This window comes from Streptomyces sp. NBC_00029 (assembly GCF_045160505.1).
GTDB lineage: Bacteria > Actinomycetota > Actinomycetes > Streptomycetales > Streptomycetaceae > Streptomyces.
Map to the genome: position 1 here is coordinate 606,376 of NZ_CP108292.1, position 16,740 is coordinate 623,115.

Annotated in this window: 14 protein-coding genes and 1 pseudogene; 3 read left to right on the plus strand and 12 right to left on the minus strand. The window is 70.9% G+C overall.

The genetic code is table 11. The annotated features are described in order from the left end of the window. Nucleotides 1-95: 95 nt before the first annotated feature. Complete coding sequence (locus tag OG753_RS02965; protein ID WP_405786974.1) at nt 96-842, plus strand: dienelactone hydrolase family protein; 747 nt, start codon at nt 96-98, stop codon at nt 840-842. A gap of 100 nt (nt 843-942) precedes the next feature. Here OG753_RS02965 and OG753_RS02970 read toward each other — a convergent pair whose 3' ends face one another. From OG753_RS02970 to OG753_RS03010, 9 genes and pseudogenes are all read right to left on the minus strand, one after another. After that, nucleotides 943-1,587, minus strand: coding sequence for an ATP-binding protein (locus OG753_RS02970; protein WP_405786975.1), 645 nt, complete (start codon nt 1,585-1,587; stop codon nt 943-945). 190 nt (nt 1,588-1,777) lie between these two features. Further along, nucleotides 1,778-3,253: a hypothetical protein gene (locus tag OG753_RS02975; protein ID WP_405786976.1), complete on the minus strand. Its 1,476-nt coding sequence runs from the start codon at nt 3,251-3,253 to the stop codon at nt 1,778-1,780. Nucleotides 3,254-3,367: 114 nt separating this feature from the next. Continuing rightward, nucleotides 3,368-3,496, minus strand: a pseudogene (locus OG753_RS02980) (IS5/IS1182 family transposase); the annotation flags it as partial. A 45-nt stretch (nt 3,497-3,541) separates the two neighbouring features. Then, nucleotides 3,542-3,835, minus strand: a complete 294-nt coding sequence (locus tag OG753_RS02985; protein ID WP_405786977.1) for a hypothetical protein — start codon at nt 3,833-3,835, stop codon at nt 3,542-3,544. Between the two features lie 52 nt (nt 3,836-3,887). Beyond that, nucleotides 3,888-5,132 (minus strand): IS110 family transposase, encoded by a 1,245-nt coding sequence (locus OG753_RS02990; protein ID WP_405792516.1) that lies wholly within the window; start codon nt 5,130-5,132, stop codon nt 3,888-3,890. Between the two features lie 498 nt (nt 5,133-5,630). Continuing rightward, on the minus strand, nt 5,631-6,065 hold the full coding sequence (locus OG753_RS02995) for an SUKH-3 domain-containing protein (RefSeq protein WP_405786978.1): 435 nt from the start codon (nt 6,063-6,065) through the stop codon (nt 5,631-5,633). A gap of 313 nt (nt 6,066-6,378) precedes the next feature. Beyond that, nucleotides 6,379-8,496, minus strand: a complete 2,118-nt coding sequence (locus OG753_RS03000; protein ID WP_405786979.1) for a SpoIIE family protein phosphatase — start codon at nt 8,494-8,496, stop codon at nt 6,379-6,381. Between the two features lie 90 nt (nt 8,497-8,586). Further along, entirely contained in the window at nt 8,587-8,919 is a 333-nt protein-coding gene (locus OG753_RS03005) for a DUF4190 domain-containing protein (RefSeq protein WP_327260515.1), read from the minus strand. After that, nucleotides 8,916-9,107 (minus strand): hypothetical protein, encoded by a 192-nt coding sequence (locus OG753_RS03010; protein WP_405786981.1) that lies wholly within the window; start codon nt 9,105-9,107, stop codon nt 8,916-8,918. The genes OG753_RS03005 and OG753_RS03010 overlap by 4 nt, the downstream gene beginning before the upstream one ends. A 98-nt stretch (nt 9,108-9,205) precedes the next feature. Between OG753_RS03010 and OG753_RS03015 the strand changes: the two genes are divergently transcribed. Beyond that, nucleotides 9,206-9,829 (plus strand): TetR family transcriptional regulator, encoded by a 624-nt coding sequence (locus tag OG753_RS03015; protein WP_405786983.1) that lies wholly within the window; start codon nt 9,206-9,208, stop codon nt 9,827-9,829. Nucleotides 9,830-9,939: 110 nt separating this feature from the next. Here the strand turns inward: OG753_RS03015 and OG753_RS03020 are convergent, their stop codons facing one another. Beyond that, on the minus strand, nt 9,940-10,902 hold the full coding sequence (locus OG753_RS03020; protein ID WP_405786984.1) for a nucleoside hydrolase: 963 nt from the start codon (nt 10,900-10,902) through the stop codon (nt 9,940-9,942). 93 nt (nt 10,903-10,995) lie between these two features. Then, complete coding sequence (locus OG753_RS03025; protein ID WP_405786986.1) at nt 10,996-13,038, minus strand: MMPL family transporter; 2,043 nt, start codon at nt 13,036-13,038, stop codon at nt 10,996-10,998. 281 nt (nt 13,039-13,319) lie between these two features. On the opposite strand from OG753_RS03025, the gene OG753_RS03030 reads away from it, so the two are divergent. Then, the gene (locus tag OG753_RS03030; RefSeq protein ID WP_405786988.1) at nt 13,320-14,642 is read left to right on the plus strand and encodes an AI-2E family transporter; all 1,323 of its coding nucleotides are present in this window, start codon (nt 13,320-13,322) and stop codon (nt 14,640-14,642) included. A gap of 69 nt (nt 14,643-14,711) precedes the next feature. Here OG753_RS03030 and OG753_RS03035 read toward each other — a convergent pair whose 3' ends face one another. Next, nucleotides 14,712-16,655 (minus strand): FHA domain-containing protein, encoded by a 1,944-nt coding sequence (locus OG753_RS03035; RefSeq protein WP_405786990.1) that lies wholly within the window; start codon nt 16,653-16,655, stop codon nt 14,712-14,714. Between the last annotated feature and the right edge of the window lie 85 nt (nt 16,656-16,740).

Here is a 16,740-nt window from a genome sequence, read left to right on the forward strand (position 1 = left end):
CTCCCTGTCCGATCGAGGAGCCGGCGCGGCTGCGCGGGCTCCGCCTCCGTCGTGTTGATCACAGGCTGCAGACATCAACCACGACAGGAGAACTCATGCCCACCGCAACGCTGTCGATCCCCACGGCGGACGGCCAGGCCGACGCCTTCGCCGCGTTCCCCGAGCACGGCGAGCAGCACCCAGGGGTGCTGATGTACCCGGACGGCCTCGGCATCCGCCCCGTGCTGCGGGAGATGGCCCGCGAACTGGCCGGGCACGGGTACTACGTACTCGTGCCCAACCCCTACTACCGGCACGGCCCGGCACCGGTGATCGAGCTTCCCGAGCACATCGGGGCAGAGGTCCGGCCCGCGATCTTCGCCCGGGTGATGCCCATGATCGAGGCGCACACCGCCGAACGCATCCTGAGCGACGCCGACGCGTACCTGACGTTCCTCACCAGCAGGCCCGAGGTCGGTCCCGGACCGGTCGCGGTGACCGGCTACTGCATAGGCGGCCTGCTGGCGATGCGCACTGCCGCGGCGCACCCCGGCCGGGTGGCCGCCGTTGCCGGATTCCACTGCCCCGTGGCCGCCGACGGCCCCGACGGCCTGCGCCGTCTCCTCTCCACGCTCACCGCCCGGGTCCACCTGGGACATGCCGAGACCGACATCACACCCGCGGCCCTCGACGAGCTCAACAACGCCATGGATGCCGCAGGGGTCGTCCACACCTCCGAGATCTATCCCGGCACCGTTCACGGCTTCACCATGTCCGACACGGATGCCTTCAACGCCGGCGCACTGCAGCGCCATTGGGACCACTTGCTGCCCCTCCTCGGCGGCACCCTGATCACCGGCTGAGGCGGCTACAGGGCTTCTGGCCCCACACATCCAGACGCCCGTGCAACTACCGCGAAATCCTCGCCAGTTGCACGGGCACAGGAAGTACTACGCGCTGAGGTCACCGACTTGGCCGGTCCGCTCCGTCACGCAGGTCCTCGATACGGACGGTCAGGGCGGGCCAGTGTCCGGACCACCGCGCGGGATCATCCGCGGTCAGCGCTCCGTGCGAACGCAGGCCCTCGGCCGGCAGGAAGCGGACGCAGGTGCCCGTGGTCCCGTCCGTCTCGACGGACTCCAGTCCGGTGACCGGGACGCCGTGCTCATAGCGCCGGCTCCAGGATCCGTTGAGGCGGCGGTTGGTGTGGATCAGCCACTCGCTGAGCGCTGCGACGGTGGACATGCCTCGGCGCGGGTGACCGTCCGGCAGCCGCTCCGCCTCCGGGTGGTCGAAGAACCGGAGGTCCTTGGTGGCCATCACCGGCTTCTTCACCACCCGGCCGTGCTCGTCCACCCGGGTGTCGGTGCCCCGCCCGTCGTCCTGCACCGATACGGAGCCGTCCGCATGCAGCGTGACCACGCACCGTCCCCCGCCCCTGCTCGCCGCCTCGTCGGCGGCGTAGGCGACGACCTCGAGCACGAGGTGTCCCGGCCCGCCCGGAGCGAACTCTCCCGGTTCCCGGCGGATCCGGCCCAGATGGTCCGCGTCCACGGTGTCGGCCCAGTCATGTGTGGTGTTGACCCACGAAGCCCTTGATCCGTCCATCCGACCAGTATCGGCGAAGCCGGCGAGCAGTTCGCGGATCCGATTGCGGACAGGCCGTGACTCTCGCCCGTCGAGCTCGTTGAAGGGACAGGTCAGCGAAGTGCACGAAGGCCCCGAGTCGATTGCGGGGCCTTCGTGGTGTCCGCAGCCGCGGCCGGCACCTACCCGTTTGCACAGACGCAGCCCGGTGTCACAGTCCGGCCAGCGCGATGAGCCGGTGCATCTGTGCGGGCGGCAGGTCGGCGTTGCCGGCCGCGGTGGCCGCGACCCGTTTCGACGGGTCCGACAACAGCCGCGTCAGGATCCGGGCCGGGAGTCCGGGACGGGTCGCGATCGCGTGGCGTACCGAATCGTCGGGATCGGCGGCGAGGGCACGGAGCAGTTCCACCGGCAGGTCGGGGTCACGGGGGGCCAGCCTCCGCATTCTCGGGTCGGGGTCGGTGGCCAGTCGCCGCAGGACGTCCGCCGGCAGGGGGAAGTCGTCGGCCGGGCGCCATCGCGTCCTCTTGTACGGGCGGTGGCTGCGGTCGATGCGTTCGGCGGTGGCGGGATCGATCCGGTCACGTGCGTGCCGGGCCATCGTCGTGCGGACGCTGCTCTCCTCGTCGTCGAGCAGCCGGGCCGCGACCGGCCTGGGCAGGGAGTCGGACATCGCGGCCGAGGCACGGAAGCAGACGTACGGCGATTCGGTGTGGGGCAGGGGATCGGCGGTCACCCACGGCAGACGCAGCGTCCGCAGTTCCAGACGCGCGATCTCGCTCAGGATCTGTCGTTCGAGCGCGTCGTCGTCCAGTTCCTGGTCGTCGTCGAGCCAGTCCGCCGGGGGCGCCTCGGTCAGGATGCGTGCGTGGATCGCGGCACGGGTCGGTTCCGGGGTGTCCTGACGGGCGAAGATCCCGAGCGCGACCCGCGGGTCGGGATCCTCCGCCAGCCGGTCGCGCAGCGGAGCCGAGAGGCCGGGATGCTCCGCGAGTTCCTTGCGCACCGCTTCGTCCGGGTCGTGGGCCAGCCGGCGCTCCGTGTCCGCGTCCAGAGTGCAGTGGCGGACGGCCCCGGCGCGTGTGACCGGGTCGGCCAGGAGCGCGGGGAGCAGGTCGGCCGGCGGAACCGGGTGGGGCAGCTGCCGGTAGTAGGTCGCGCAGGCGCCTGCGCGCACCGCGTCGTTGGGGTCCGTCAGCAGACGGCGACGCACCGGTTCGGGGGCCTGCGACCACCATTGGGCCAGTGTCGCCCGGACCTCCGGGTCGGCGTCGGCCGCCAGCAGGGCGCGCAGATCCGCCGGCATGTGATCGTTCTCCGCCAGCGATCCGCGCACCTTGGGGTCGGCGTCGCCGAGAAGCCGCTCGAACAGCTCCCGGTGCGCGTCGCCGCCCGCCCTGGACGCCACGGCCGTGCGTACCGCAGGGTCGGGGTGCTCGGCCAGTGCCATCCGGAAGGCGTGCGGGAGGCTGCGGTTGAGGGCGAGCGAGTGAGTGAGCCAGTGATCGTCGATGGCGATGATCTCGGCGATCATGTCGTCGGTCAGGTCCGGGCGCTTGGCGACCTCGCCGAAGCCGTTGCGATGGGCGAAGAGGCGGCGGACGAGCTCGGGCGGCAGCGCAGGATTCTCCGCGAGTGCCTCCACCACCTCGTTGAGGTGGACCGGGGACGGTGTGGCGTCCGACACGGGAAGTGACCCTTCTGACTGGGCGAGTTGACCGCCGAGTCTCTCACGCGGGGCCCGGCCGGCCGGGCAGCCCCGTCGTACGGATTCATCGAGGGGGACGACAGTCATGGGTGCCAGCAGCACACGGTCCTCCAGCGGAAGAGACCACGGGCGGCCATTGCGGACCGGATCCACACCTTCGCGGCGCAGGGCCGTCACCAGCTTGCCGAAGACGCGCGGGCTCAGCCCGGTGAACGGGGCTATCCAGACACCTCAGGCCGCTAACGCGTCAAGTCCCCATCGTTGAGTTCACCGGTTTCCCCAGCGGTTCCAGAGCGTGTGATGCCATTCGGTGGCATCGGCTCCGGGTAGCGTCACCGGCGGCACCGGTCCTGGGCTGGTCTCGATCAGGTGCAATAGCGACCAGGCGACGCCGTAGCAGTCGTCGGGGCCGAAACAGGTAGCCAAAGCATGCGCCTCGTCGGCTGTGACGGGCGCCGAGATGGCTTCGAGTTGGTTGACTCGGCGGTCGATCTCCTCCTCGTCGGCGTCCCAGTCAGGGAGGGGGCCGGCGGCGACGAACGTCTGAACTCCGGGTCTCATCTGTGAATGATCGACCGCTGTGGGCGACCTGATCAAGGGGCGTTGCCACAGGTCAGGCGGCAGCTGTCTCCGTCACCGAGGGTGGCGTGGGGAAGGCCGCCAGCTCGTCGAACCGTTCGCCGTTCTGGAGGCAGTGGTAGAGCTGGCCGATCATGCGGTTGAAGAGGTTGCGCTGGGCGGAGGCGTGCCAGTCTGCGTGGTTGTCGCGTCGTCGCCGGTAGTGGGCCTTGGCACCGGGCGAGGCGGTGATCGCGGAGAATGCCCAGAGGTATCCGGCATGGTTGAGGCGGTCGTTCTTCACCCAGCGTCGGGTGACGCTGGACTTCTTGCCAGACGCCCGGGTGATAGGCGAGGCGCCGGCGTAGGCCTTCAGGCCGCGGGCGTCGGCGAATCGCTGTCGGTCGTCCCCAATCTCGGCAAGTACCCGGGCGCCGAGCTGGGTGCCGAGGCCGGGGAAGCTGAGGATGATCTCAGCGTCCGGGTGCTGCGGGAATGCCTCTTCGACCGCCTCAGCGAGGCTGTCGGCGGCTGTGCAGGCGGCCTCCAGCTGAATCAGGAGAGCAAGCATCTGCTTGCCGAGTGCGTCCTCGACCAGCTGCGGCTGGTGAGCCCAGTCGGCTCTGAAGACCTCGCGGAGCCGCTCGGCGTCGGCGGCGATGCCCCGCTGACGACCGGCCCGCTTGAGCGCGGTCTGTAACTGTGTGCGCGTGAGGCGAGCGGCCTTGGCCGGCGTCGGGGCCAGCTTGAGGAGCTGGTGAGCCTCAGGTCGGCAGAGCCCGTTCTTCCAGGATTCGACGGCCGTGAGAGCGGCCGGGTAGTACTCGCGCAGCAGGGAGCGGAGCTGGTTGGCGATCTGCTGGCGGTTCCAGGTCGCGTCCTGCTGAGCGCGGGCGAGGACGCCGACCGCGCGGGCCAGATCGCTGTCCTGTGGAAGCGGCCGGTGAGCGTGCATGTCGGTCCGCAGCACGTTGGCCAGGACCAGGGCGTCGCCCGGGTCGGACTTCTTGCGCGAGACGGAATGCCGGTCTCGGTAGCGGGCCGCGGCCATCGGGTTGATCGCGAACACCTGTCGTTTGCCGGTCCGCAGCACCGAGACCAGCAGGCCCCGGGATGTCTCGATCGCGACCGGGATCGGGGCCTCCGCCGTGTCGCCGTACTCAGCGAGCAGATCCAGCAGGATCTTGTAGCCAGCGGCGTCATCGGTGATATGCCGCTTGGCCACCAACTGGCCGCTGTCGTCGACCAGGGCGACGTCGTGCGTCTTCTCCGCCCAGTCGATGCCGCAGTAGATCAAGATCTTTCCCCTCCCCGTGCTCGGGTGTTTCGTACTGGTCACGAGCTCATGCGGAACCACGCAGCGACCTAATCCAAGGACTCGACAAGAGGTCGGTCCGCCACCTCAGCAGCTGTTCGTGGCACCAGCTCACCGCACGGGCCCCGGTCTGCGTTGGAGCTGAAGTGGCTCGGGCATCACGAGGGGTCACCATGCAGCGGGCTCGCAACACAGACACCAACGAGTGATCAAGCGGGCAGTGTTGACGATGATGGCGGTCACGAGAGCGTCGGGCATCACCGCTCTGGATATAGGGATCAAGTCCCAGGACGACTCAAGGCGTCAGCCCGACACTCACGTGACCGCCATCGCGACCACCGTGGCTGCTCGAACAGCCACGGTGTACGCCCCTCAGAGCTGTCGCTACCACCGGATTAGGACGGCTCCGACGCCGTGATCACACCAGACACTGCAAGATCATCTCACCTGGCGGGAGCGTTCCTGAGACGGTATGTGAAGGCGTCACAGCCAGGCTGCCCGCTCGGTACGATCGGCACCGCCATCGCCATCCACCACGTAGATCAGTGCCTCTGCGAAGCTGGTGCCCAGCTGCCACAGGAAGCCCGGTCCCACGGTGATGACACGCCCGCTCGCCGCCACGTATGACCTGTACTGGATTGACCACATGCCCAGAGGGCTGTAGTTCTCCCCGTATCGGCGCCTCAGCCTCTGAGCCTCCGCAGACGCGTCGATACAGGCGTCAACGGGATCCAGGTGCAGCGACGAGGAAGGGACACGAGCCGGAGAACTTTCGATCGTCAGTTCGCCGAACTCTGCCCAAACCGCTGTCGCCAAGTCGTTGAACTCGAACCCTGCCGCCACGAGTTGCTGTGTCCAGGTCTCAGTGTCGATCCGTCGTCCTGCTCTCCACCCGGCAATCCTGAGCGCTTCCAACACCGAGGGCCTGCACCCCGTCAACAATCCACCGACGCGCTCTATGCGCCCACCCCGTCTCCTCAGCGAACCTGCTTCACGCAAGTCTGTCAGGTGCGGACCCGCACACTACAGGGCGGCGCGACACGTGCCAGCAGGGAATTCAGTTACGGGACAGCCCTTAAAGGTTGTTTCACAAGGTGATCGGGTCTCAGGTAGGCGGCTCGCGCCAGCTCGAAGGCGGCTGGCTTGTCCGCTTTCCCGGCCACCGAACGGCATGGCTGAATCGTGTCAAAGCGGACCTGATTCGCGGCCGACGGGGCTTGTGAAACAACCTTTAGACGAGCGGGCCGCCGATGGGCTGTTCCGTCCAGATGGTCTTGCCCGTACGTGTGAAGCGGCTGCCCCAGCGGTCGGTGAGCTGGGCGACGAGGAAGAGGCCGCGCCCTCCTTCGTCCGTGTCCCGTGCCCGGCGCAGGCGGGGCTGGGTGCTGCTGGGGTCGGACACCTCGCAGACGAGCACCCGGTCGCGGATCAGCCGCAGCCCGACCGGGCCGCCCGCGTAGCGGATCGCGTTCGTGACGAGCTCGCTGGCGACGAGTTCGGTCACGAAGCCCAGTTCGTCCAACTGCCATGCGGACAGCTGGCCCACCACCAGCTCACGGGCTTCGGCGACGAGGGAGAGGTCGGCCTCGAACTCCCACTCGGCGACCTGGTCGGACGAGAGCGTGTGGATGCGGGCGAGCAGCAGGGCGGCGTCGTCGACGGGCATGTGAGGCCGCACCCCGTCGAAGACGCCCCGGCTGATCTCATCGATCGGCCGGCTCGGGTCGGCTCCGGCGAGTGCGCCCCTGAGCCTCTCCATTCCCTCCTCGATGTCGCCGTCGCGGCTCTCCACGAGTCCGTCCGTGAAGAAGCCGAGCATGCTGCCCGGCCGTACGCCGAACTCCGTCACCTCGAAGGGCACTCCGCCCACCCCCAGCGGCGGTCCGGGCGTCACGTCGAGGAAGGCCGGCTCCCCTTCCGGCGGCAGCAGGACCGGCGGCGGATGTCCCGCGGCGGCAGCGGCACACTGGCCCGTCACGGGGTCGTAGACGGCGTACAGGCACGTCGCCCCGAGCACCGCCGGTTCGGAGCGCTCCGAGTGATCCGAGGGTTCTGAGGAATCCGAGGGCTCCGAGCGGAACTCGCCGGTCATCTGCTCGTCCGAGAAGCCGAGCACCAGGTCGTCGAGATGCGTGAGGAGCTCCCCCGGATCCAGATCGAGGTCGGCCAGGGTCTGCACCGCGGTCCGCAGCCGCGCCATGGCGGCCGTGGCCTCGAGTCCGTGTCCGACGACGTCCCCGACCACGAAGGCCACGCGCAGCGACGACAAGGGGATCACGTCGAACCAGTCCCCGCCGACCCCCACACCGCCCCCGGCGGGCTGGTACACCCCCGCCGTGTCCGCGGCCGCCACGTTCAGGGCGGAATGCGGCAGCAGGCTCCGCTGCAGGGCCACCGCCGACCGGTGTTCCTTGGTGTAGCGGCGCGCGTTGTCCACGCCGAGTGCGGCTCTGGACGCGAGGTCCTGGAGGAGGGCGGCGTCCTCCTCGCGGAACGCGGAAGGCAACTGGCTGCGCCAGACCGTGACGCAGCCGAGGATCAGGCCGCGTGCGTAGAGCGGCACCGCCACCGAGGAGTGCGCCCCGCTCGGGACGAACAGGCGCAGGGTCTCGGTGTCCACGCCGAGCTTCGCGCGCAACGCGTCGATGTCGGACACGAGCACGGGCTGTCCCGCCATGAGCGGACGCATCACATCGGAGTCCGACACGGGAGGAAGGGCCTCGCCGACCGGCAGGAGGTCCTCCGCGGATATCCCGGGACTCTGTGCCGCGGCGGTCCGGCACAGGCGGACATCACCGCTGGCTTCGAGGTGCGGCGGCTCGTCCCCCACCAGCACCGGCTCCGCGAGGTCCACGGTCGCCAGGTCGGCGAATTCGGGGACCAGCAGGTTCACGAGGGTCTGGGCCATCTCCGTGACGTCGAGCGAGGCCCCGATGCTCGAGGTGGCGGCGCGGGACAGCCTCTTGCGGCGGCGCTCCGAGTCGTGATCGGCCGCCTCCGCGACCGCTTCGGCCGGGGTGACCAGGACGAGCCACTGGGTATCGTCGGCATCGGGGGCGCCGCGGGTACAGGCCGCGAGCCGGACTATCCTGCAGACGAGCGGGACCTTCCGGCCCGCCTCGTCGCTTCCGGGCACCGTCACGAGCCGACCGGCCGATCCCGCTTCCGGTCCGCCGCGCGGCAGCAGCCCCGACAAGGGGGCGTACGTCTCCCCCGGCGAGCATGCCAGCAGCGTCGCGGCCGACGCGGAACGGGCGATGACCACGCCCTCGTCGTCCAGGACGACCGCTGCCGTGTCACTGACGGGCGCCGAGGCCGGCCTCGGGCCGCGATGCTCCGGTTCACCCATGTCGCCTCCACGCACCGTGCCTTCAGTATCGACCCCGAAGGGGCGCCCGGCGACCTGCGGCCCCACCGGACGCAGGGCGGCCCGCGGTGCTCAGGTCAGGCCCCACGACCACGTTCCGTCGGCGGTGACGAGGCAGACGAGGACCAGCACGTCGGCCAGGCCCAGGGCGATGCCCAGGCGGGCCCGGCCGGGCCTGGAGGTGTGCCGCCGCAGGGCGAGGGCGCCGAGGACGACGGCGACCGGGCCGAGGATCAGGTTCATCACGAGCAGCCCCACCAGCCCGAGGACGAAGCCGGTGACGGCCATCGCGTCGGCGTCACGGGTGCGGGTGGCCGGGGCCGGGCCCCGGCTGCCGGTACGGGGTCCGGTACGGGCTCCCGTACGGCCTCCGGGGCGCGTACGGGACTCGGTCCGCGGGCTCATCGCAGACCTCCCCGGTCGTGGTCGACGTAACCGGCCCGGCGGTGCCCCGAGAAGCGCTCGCGCGTGGCGAAGAGGGCGAGCCAGAGGGCGATGGCGAGGCCGGCGACCAGGCTGACGGGCACGGGGACGTGGGCCACGGTGCCGAGGACGACACCGAGCACCAGCAACGCACCTACGAGGAAGAGCATGAGACATCCTCCGTTCAGGTAACAGTTGTTCACTGACTACCCGGTTCAGTCGGTCTCATGCTGGCGGCGGACAAGTGTGACGCGGTTGACTTCGCGTCATGAGTCCGCACACCGGCATTCGTGAGACCCAGCGCCGCCGTACCCGACGCGCCCTGCTCGACGCGGCCCTGTCCGAGTTGGAGGAGCGCAGCCTCGGCAGCCTCGGCCTCAGGGAGGTGACCCGGGCCGCCAAGGTCGCCCCCACCGCCTTCTACCGGCACTTCCGGGGCATGGAGGAACTCGGGACCGCGCTCGTCGAGGAGGCGCTGGACAGCCTGCAGGAGACCGTGCGGGGCATCCTCGCCGCGACCGGCGACGCAGACCGGCGCGGCGACGCCGCGGTGCAGCTCGTCGCCGAACTGGTGCGCAGCAGGCCCGCGCACGTCCGCTTCCTCGTCCGCGAGCGCCACGGCGGGGTGCCGGCGGTCCGCGAGGCCATCGCCGGCCAACTCAACGTCCTCGCGCATGAGATGGGCGCCGCGCTCGGCGCCGACCCGGTGAGCGCGGGCTGGGACGCCGACGACGTGACGATGCTGTCGCGGCTGCTGGTGGATCACATGTTCATGACGGCCTCGGCGTTCCTGGCCGCCTCGCTCCGGGGGGAGGACTGGTCGGCGGCCACCGGCACGGCCCGCGCCCAGCTCCGCCTGATCCATCTCGGGCGGGTGAACTGGCCGAAGTGACCTGGGGGGTGTCTGCGCCGCGTCCGCGTCGGGGGCCACGACGAGGAAGGCGTCCCTCTCGAGGTCCCTCACGACGGTCGCCCGCTGGCCCCGCTCCCCTTCGTCCGCGGTCAGGAGGCAGGTGCTCCGTCGGGCGTACGTGCGCCGAGCGTCGCGACGGCGGCGATCATCCGGTCCCAGAACCGGCCGGCTTCCAGGGTGACGGCCACGCGTGCGTTGACCGGACGGCCCGTGGAGCGGTGCAGGTCCACCACGGTGGCGCCGCGCGTGAACCGGCCGTGCAGTTCCACGGCGACTTGGGCGTCCACGCAGTGCACCAGCCCGGGATCGATGACCCGGGCCACCGCGACGGGGTCGTGCAGCGGCGGACTGGAGAACCCCCACAGCGCACGGTAGGTGGAGCCGAAGTAGGTGAGCAGCTCCGCGCAGGTCTGCCCCAGTGGCGTGCCCAGCGCCACGAAGCGGGCCACCACCTCGGGTGTCGCCAGTGCCTGGTGCGTGACGTTGAGCCCGCACATGGTGACCGGCACGCCCGAGCGGAAGACGATGTCGGCGGCCTCCGGATCGGTGAGAACGTTGAACTCGGCGGCCGGGGTCCGGTTGCCCCGCTCCGTGGAACCGCCCATCAGGACGATCTCGCGGATGCGCGAGGCGTCCTGCGGGTACCGCGTCAGCAGCAGGGCGATATTGGTCAGCGGAGCGGTCGGGACGAGGGTGACCGGCTCGGGGTGCCCGGCCAGCAGTCGGTGGATCAGGTCCACGGCGTGCTCCGGGACCACGTCCACGGTGGGGGCCGGGAACATCGGTCCGTCCAGTCCGGTGACCCCGTGCACGTCGGCCGCCACGTCGAGCGGCTGGACCAGCGGCCGGTCGCACCCGGCGGCGATGGGGACGTCGGTGATCCCGGCGACCGTGCAGACGCGGCGGGCGTTGAGCGTCGTCTTGTCGAGGGTCTGGTTGCCGGCGACCGTGGTGATGGCCAGCAGGTCCACCGCCGGGTCCCCGGCGGCCAGCATGATCGCGAGGGCGTCGTCGTGTCCGGGATCGCAGTCGATGATGATCGGGACGGGCACGTCACTCCTGCCGCTGCGGGGGCGTGGGGCTCCAGTCTGCCCCCACGCCCGCGCCCTGACCACACCGCCTCGCCCGGGGCCGGCCCGGCCGGCTCAGCTCGGGCGGCGGCTGAGCCGTCCCGGCCACCAGGCCGCGGGGCCGATGTCCAGGACCAGGGCGGGTACCAGGAGCGAGCGCACGACCAGGGTGTCCAGGAGGACGCCGAAGGCCACGATGAAGGCGATCTGCACCAGGAACGCCAGAGGGATGACGGCCAGCGCGGCGAAGGTGGCGGCGAGGACCACGCCCGCGGACGTGATCACCCCACCGGTGGCCGTCAGGCCTCGCGTCACCCCCTCGTGGACGCCGTGCCGCAGCGACTCCTCGCGCACCCTCGACATGAGGAAGATGTTGTAGTCCACGCCGAGGGCCACGAGGAAGACGAACCCGTACAGGGGGACGGACGAGTCCGTGCCGCTGAACCCGAACACGTGGCGGAACACGAGCGCGGACACGCCCAGGGTCGCGAAGAAGTTGAGGGCCACCGTCGCCACCAGCAGCAGCGGCATCACCAGCGAGCGCAGGAGGGCCACCAGGATGACGAGGATGATGGCCAGCACCACCGGAACGATGATCTCGCGGTCGCGCTCGGCGGTCTTCTGCGTGTCGTACGCCTGTGCCGTGTAGCCGCCCACGAGGGCCTGCGCACCCGGCACCGGATGGACCGCCTCGCGGAGCCTGACCACGGTCTCCTTCGCCGCCGCACTGTCCACGGGGTCCTTCAGGACCACGTCGATCCGCACCCGGCCGTCCTTCTCGCCCCGCACCGCGGCCGAGTCCACGCCCTGCGTGCCCTCGGCGCGCTCGCGCACCTGCGCCTGCCGGCCGGCGGCGGCGATCACGACGGCCGGATTGCCCGCCCCTCCGGGGAAGTGCCGGCCGAGTGCCTTCTGGCCCGTCACCGACGGGGCCTCGTTCACGAAGATCTCGTCCAGGGGAACCCCGCCCGAGTGCAGCGTGGGCGCGAAGGCTGCGCAGGCGAGCAGGCCCGCCAGAGCCACGGCCCACACCCGCCGCGGGGCCCCGCTGACGAGGGTGGCGATCCGCTTCCAGATCCCTGCCGCGCCGTTGCCCGCGCGCACGTGGGCCGGCCAGTAGGCCTTGCGTCCGAGCAGCACCAGCGCGGCCGGCAGGAAGGTGAGGGCGCTCGCCACCGCGCAGACGATCCCGATCGCTCCCACCGGCCCGAGCGCCCGGTTGTTGGTCAGGTCGCTGAGGAACAGGGCGAGCAGGCCCAGGGCCACGGTGCCGGCGCTGGCCACGATGGGGCCCCACGACTGTCCAAGGGCCGCTCGCATGGCCGCGTACCGGTCCTCGGTGTGCCCCAGTTCCTCACGGAAGCGGGCGGTCAGGAGCAGGGCGTAGTCGGTGGCCGCGCCGATGACGAGGATCGAGAGGATGCCCTGGACCTGCCCGTCGACCCTGACCAGGTCCGCGCTCGCCAGGGCGTAGACGATCGCGCAGGCCAGGGAGAGGGCGAACACCGCCCCGATGATGATCAGCAGGGGCAGGAGGACGCTGCGGTAGACGAGCAGCAGGATCAGGAGGACGGCCGCCAGCGCCACGCCGAGCAGCAGCCCGTCGATTCCGGCGAAGGCCTCGGACAGGTCGGCCCGGGTGGCCGCCGGTCCCGTCACGTGGAACGTGGTGGCCCCGACCCGGGAGCCGGCCTCGCGGATCTCGGCGACCGCCGCGGGCAGTTCGTCGCCCAGCGCCGGGTCCAGGGGGACCACCGCCTGCAGCGCCCTGCCGTCGCGCGAGGCGACGACCGGGGAGGGCGGGCCGGCGCTCCAGGGGCGGCCCGCCAGGCCGGCCAGCGCGGCCTGCGCCGAGGCGGTTTCGGCCGGGGTCACCCCTGCGGCGCCGTCCGCCGTCCAGACCACGACGGCCGGCAGCGACTCCTCCTGCCGGAAGGCACCCTGGGCCTGGGCGACGCGGGTGGATTCGGCGCTGCGGGGCAGGAAGGCCGCCTGGTCGTTGGTGGAGACCTCGCCGAGCTTCCCCGCGTAGGAGCCGAGGCTGCCTCCGACGCCCAGCCAGACCACGAGGAGGAGGACGGGCACCAGCCACCGGGCCGGTCGGGGCGAGGTGCGCATGATGCTCCTGAACAGGTACGGGTGGACGGCCCACGGGCTCGATGGTCAAGCGTGGGCCACGGACGGGCCCGGACGGCGATGGGACACGCCCCCCGGTGAGAGGGCCCACCCTCCCCCGCGAGGGCACCCCGGGGGCAACACGCAGCGTTTCTGCATCACTTCCGGCCGGCGGCGGCCAGGGGCGTACATCCGTTCGAACGGGGTCGGAACAGTTCGGCCCGCACCTGCCTGATCGCCGGAATCCGGGGCAGACGGCGTGGTGAGACCGAAGGAGGTTCCGGATGCCCGGAATCCGCGCCTGGCCCGGCCGCCTGAAGGACGGCGCCGCCGCGCTCGGTAAGCGTCGCGCCCAGGTGCAGGCGCGCAATGAGGCCGAGCTGCTGGCCGAGCGGGAGCGTGCGGCGGAGGCCCGCCGGACGCGTCCGCGCAATCCGGACCCCGCCCGGGCGGTGCCCTGGGGCGTACGGGTCGCGGCCGAGGCCTGCTGGCGGTTCCTGGTGCTCGCGGCAGCCCTGTGGGTCGTCATGCGGGTCATCGGATCCGTCCGGCTCGTCGTCCTCGCCTTCGCCGCCGCGCTGCTGATCACGGCCCTGTTGGAGCCGACGGTCGCCCGGCTGCACCGCATCGGGCTCTCCCGGGGGCTCTCCACCGCCTTCACGGCGATCTTCGGGTTCGTCGTCCTGGGACTGGTCGGCTGGTTCGTCGTATGGCAGGTGCTCGACAACCTCGACAACCTGTCCGAGCGGCTCCAGGAGGGCATCGACGAGCTGAAACGATGGCTCCTGGACAGCCCCTTCCACGTGACCGAAGAGCAGATCAACGACGTGGCCGGCAGCCTGAGCGACGCCATCGGCACCAGTACCAGCGAGATCACCTCGACCGGTCTCCAGGGCGTGACCGTCCTGGTGGAGGTCCTCACCGGGATGCTGCTGGCGATGTTCTCGACGCTCTTCCTGCTGTACGACGGCAGGCGCATCTGGCAGTGGACGCTCAAGCTGGTGCCCGCCGCCGCCCGGCCGGACGTGGCCGACGCGGGCCCGGCGGCCTGGCGCACGCTGACCGCGTACGTGCGCGGGACCCTGATCGTCGCCTTCATCGACGCCCTGTTCATCGGCCTCGGCATCTACTTCCTGGGGGTCCCGCTCGCCGTCCCGATCGCCGTGGTGATCTTCCTGGCCTCGTTCGTGCCCCTCGTCGGCGCCGTCGCGTCCGGGGCCCTCGCCGTGGTCGTCGCCCTGGTCACCCAGGGTGTGTTCACCGCGCTGATGACCCTGCTGGTGGTGCTCGTCGTACAGCAGATCGAAGGCCACGTGCTGCAGCCGTTCATCCTCGGGAGGGCCGTACGGGTCCACCCCCTGGCCGTGGTCCTGGCCGTCGCCACGGGCGGAGTGGTCGCCGGCATCGGCGGGGCCGTGGTCGCCGTTCCGCTGGTCGCCGTGGCCAATACGGTCATCGGGCACCTGCGCGCCAACGCCGGAGACGAAGGGCCGCCGGCGGACCAGCCCCCTGCGGAGCCGGCAGAGCCCGCGGAGCTCGCGGAGCCCGCGGAGCCCGCGGGGAAGCGCCCGGCCCCGCCCCCGGCGCCGGACCGGGAACCCTCCTGATCCGCAGCAGCCGGGGAGCCGGTCCGAGGCACGGGTCCTCCTCCCCGACGGGCACGTGCGGGCCAGGACTCAGGGCCGTGCGAGGCTCCGGGGGTCGGCCGGGCGGGGGACGAAGACCGGGGAGTCCGACTGGTAGAAGAGGTCGATGTCGGCCTCCTCGCCGCCGACGATCAGGGTGTCCCAGGCGCCGCTCTCCAGCAGCGTGCGGAGGGTGGCGGGGGCGATCGAGGACAGGTGGGAGCGGAGTTCCGAGTCCGTGGGGAGGCCGGGGAGACGGGACGCCAGCCGGTCCCGGATCCCGGCCATCCGGTCCAGCAGCGCGTCCAGGTCGCTCCCGTCCGTGTCACCGGCACCGGCCCGTGCACCGGCACGAGCCCCGGAGGCGGCACCGGCACCGCTTCCGGCCTCCGCGCTGCGCGCGATGATGTCCCTGATGGCGCGCGTGACGCCGTGATCGTCGGTGGTCACCATCGCGTTCCAGGCCCGGCTCTTGTGCCGGTACTGGAGCATCGACATCGCCGCCTCGTGCCGGATGAAGTCGGCGTCCCGCAGCGGCTTGCCCTGCCAGGCGCGGCTGAGCGACCGGGCCAGTGAAGTGGCAGAGGCCAGACCGCTGTTGAGGCCGCGGCCGGGCCAGAAGTGAATGGCGTTGGCCGCGTCGCCCAGCAGGAACCCATAGGTGCCGGGGGTGCTCGCGGTCGGTCGGTGCAGCTGCGCCGTGAACCGCGGGCGCTGCACCATGTCCAGCCGGAACGAGGTGATCGCGGACAGGTCCTCCTCGGCCACGCCGAACAGGCCGAGGCCCTGCCGGATCTCCTTCCAGAGCGGGGAGCCGCGCAGCAGGGCGGGCAGGAAGAGGGTGCCGTGGGTGGGGCACCGGAACTCGTTGTCCTCCTCCTGGCGGCTCATCAGGCACGGGCGGGCGGCGATGCACTCCTCGAAGACGTGGCGGACCGGGTCGATGCCGATGACGTTCTTGGCCTCCTCCCGGGTGAGCCGCATGTTCAGGAAGCCTTCGCCCCGCAGCGAGTTGAGGAGGAAGCGGTTCTGGGACACGGTGAGCAGCACGCTCATCGGGTCCGGCAGCCTCGACTTGACGCGCAGCCCCAGCACGATGTCCTGGAGGTGCTCGCCGTCGAGGGAGTAGATCGAGGAGTCGGCCGTGCCGAAGCGGTCGGCGTAGTGCTCGCGGGTGCGGGAGCGGCCGCCCTCGCAGACGACGAGGACGTGTTCCTGGGTGAGCCGGTTCTGCTGCTCCTCCACGTCGAAACGCTTGGGGACGAGGCGGATCGCCGGTCTCCGGTTGGCCAGGTCCAGCAGCCGGTCCTCGATGTGGGCGATCCGGATGTTGCGGGGAGGATGCCCGTCGACCGAGTCGGGGCCGACCGGCCACATCTCGGAGTAGGCGCCGCTGTCGTCGAACAGGGCGGAGCGGACTTCCTCGGACAGGGCGAGGTACTGCCGGCTCTGGACGGTCACGACCTGCTGGCGGCGGAAGTTGCCCTGGGTCTCGTCCTTCCAGGCGATCGCGGAACCCTTCCTGGTCCAGCGTCCGTCATAGAGGGTGATGACGGTCCGGCCGGGCAGCATCTCGTCGAGCGCCAGCGCGAAGGCGAGGCCCACCGGTCCGCCGCCGGTGATGGTGACGCGCAGCGTGCCGGGGTCTGCGGCGCTCACCCTGGGGACGTCCAGGAGAGAGAGGTCCATGACCGTTTCCATGGCGTCCTGCGCCTCATAGAGGAACGTTTCGTCGCCGATCCGGATGCAGTCGTTGGGGCGCAGCACGTGCCGGGTGACGCGCTGGTCGTTGACGAACGTGCCGTTGCGGCTGTCCCGGTCGTAGAGGACGAACCCGGCGTCCTCGGCGAGGATCTCGGCGTGCAGCCGGGAGGCACTGGCGCTGACGATGACGACGTCGTTGTCGCTCTTGCGCCCGAAGCTGAGGGACTCGCTGCCCAGAACCGCGCTCTGCCCGGTGAAGGGACCCGTACGCCCGACGATGACCGATGCCACTCAATGCTCCTCGAAAAAGATGCCGCTGACTCCTCGTACGACCACACGTCATCGAGAACATGTTCGGTTCAACTATTTCTGAGAA